Source organism: Mesotoga infera, from assembly GCA_011045915.1.
GTDB lineage: Bacteria > Thermotogota > Thermotogae > Petrotogales > Kosmotogaceae > Mesotoga > Mesotoga infera_D.
Genome location: DSBT01000295.1, coordinates 1 through 2,396, shown reverse-complemented (window position 1 = coordinate 2,396; position 2,396 = coordinate 1). Strand labels below are relative to the sequence as shown.

At 46.3% G+C, this 2,396-nt stretch carries 2 protein-coding genes; both read right to left on the bottom strand.

Annotated elements, in window-relative coordinates:
• A partial coding sequence (gene cadA, locus ENN47_09590) for a cadmium-translocating P-type ATPase (GenBank protein HDP78415.1) occupies positions 1–1,890 on the bottom strand: 1,890 nt, incomplete at its 3' end.
• Position 1,891: 1 nt separating this feature from the next.
• The gene (locus tag ENN47_09585; GenBank protein HDP78414.1) at positions 1,892–2,242 is read right to left on the bottom strand and encodes an ArsR family transcriptional regulator; all 351 of its coding nucleotides are present in this window, start codon (positions 2,240–2,242) and stop codon (positions 1,892–1,894) included.
• Between the last annotated feature and the right edge of the window lie 154 nt (positions 2,243–2,396).

The window sequence follows — 2,396 nt, the reverse complement described above, 5'->3', positions numbered from 1 at the left end:
GTTAGTGAACCTCGATATCTCTATTGCTCTTGCAAGTTTCGAGAGCGAATCATTTGAGAGAACGATATCTGCCGTTTCGATTGTTGCGTCAGCCCCCGAACCTCCCATGGCAATGCCAACATCGGCCCTCGCAATTACCGGTGCATCATTTATTCCGTCGCCAACAAATGCGGTTTGTTTCCCACCAGCGATTGCTGATTCCACTGCCTTCATTTTGTCTTCTGGAGTTGCTTCGGAAATCAGATTGTCGAGGTCCAGTTCGTCCGATATAGAAGCAGCAATATCACGACTATCGCCCGTAAGCATTACTATCTCATGAACTCCGAGTTCTCTAAGCCTGATGAGGGCATCGGCAGAATCATCCTTCAAAACGTCGGACAGAGTAAATGCCCCCTCTACTATGCCATCGATGGAAAGAAATACCTTTCCTGATTCACCTCGCTCTTTGTGATCAACTCCGAGATCCTTCAACAGAGAGGCGTTGCCAATGCCCATCTTCTTACCGTTGATTTCTGCTGTTATACCTTTTCCTGCAATTTCTGTGAGGTCGGAGATTTTCATCTCTTCGGGAGACTCCGGAATGAGGCCTCTAAACGAACTCGCCGCTGGATGAGTGGAGTAGCTTTCCATTAGGGATGCGTATTCCAATAACTCCCTCTTGTCATATCGGCCATAAGTCTCTATTTGAGAGATCACTGGCTTTCCCCTGGTCAGTGTTCCCGTCTTGTCTATGAAAATCGAGTCAATCTTTCCGAGAGATTCCAGATAATTACTTCCCTTGAATAATATTCCTTCTCTTGAGGCCTTTCCAATACCGACGAAATAGCTTAACGGAACAGAGATGACTAATGCGCAGGGGCAGGAAATGACAAGAAGGATCAAGGCCTTATGAACCCAGACTGAAAGTTCCCCTCCGAACAGCAGCGGGGGAAATACCGCTATCGCGGTAGCGATGGAGACCACAATAGGGGTGTACAGCCTCGAGAACCTGGTAATGAAACGCTCCTTTCTAGACTTTCTAGAAGTCCCCTCTTCAACTAGCTCCAGCATTCTGCTAGTGTAAGACTTCTGAAGATCTGTCGATGCAGTGACTTCTATAACGCCTGACTTGTTTATGGTACCGGCAAGAACTGTATCACCTTCCTTTACGGGTACGGAACTACTTTCTCCTGTGAGAAGTGATTTGTCTATCCAGGTGCTTCCAGAGTTGATGATGCCGTCAATAGGAATTCTTTCTCCTGGTCTGACAACAAATCTGTCGCCCGGTTGAATCTGGCCTGCCGGTACAGCCCGAAGCTTCCCGTCAGTGATCTGATTGACTTCTTCAGCCCTCAAATCTATCAGTTCCTTCACTGATCTTCTTGATTTTCTTAAGGCGATTGACTCCAGAAGCTCTCCGAAACTGTAAAAGATCATCACGGCAACAGCTTCCGGCAATTCGTGGATCGCAAAGGCGCCCATAGTGGCGATTGTCATGAGGAAACTCTCGTCGAACAAGTCGCCCCTTAGGAGGTTCCTGGAAGCCTTAAGGACGGTGCTTCCCCCGGCGACAAGATACGCAGTCACAAACAAGCCATATTCAAGCAGTTCATTGTTCCCGTGAAGAAAGGGAGAAGAGACCAAAGCAATTATAAACAGGGCTACTGAGAAGAGTAGTTTCACAAGTTCTTTGATGGGTAGGTCTTTCTTGACACCCGGAGATTGCAGCAACGTTATCTCCGGAGAATGTTTGTGAATAATTTCTTCGACTTTTTCGAGAGTCTGACTATTGATTATTAGTGTCGAAGAAGAGAAATCTATTCTCGCATTAACTCCCGATCTCTTTAGCTGGTCCTCCAGTTTGGTTGCACATTTCGGACAATCAAGTCCTTCTATTCTGTATTTCTTCACCCTAATCGCCCTCTGACAGTTCCTGGAAGTGCTCTCTGGCAATGTGTATGAGGTCAATGACGTGATGGTCACCCAGAGAATACAAGACTGACTTCCCTTCCCTGCGATTTCTTACAAGTCTATAAGACTTAAGCTGTTTCAGATGGTGAGAAATTGTCGGGAGAGTCAACTCCAGAATTTCGGCAAGATCGCAAGTGCATAACTCGGCCTCAGACAGAAGAAAGATGATCTTAGTTCGAGTCTCGTCTGAAATTACCTTGAAGAGTTCTGAGAGGCCTGAAACTTCATCTGCAATCTCTCTATACTTACTTACATCAACATGAACTTCTCTGCTCGGACAAAGGTCGCTCACTGCCTACCTCCCAATCAATTAGATGAGTGTCTAATTGATTGTACTTCGAATATCTGCCTCAGTCAAGTCACTTTCCAAACACCACTGCCGGCGTGGAAATGAGAAGTTCTTTTCCGCCAAAAATGAAGACACCCTCGATATAATAGGCTGTAGG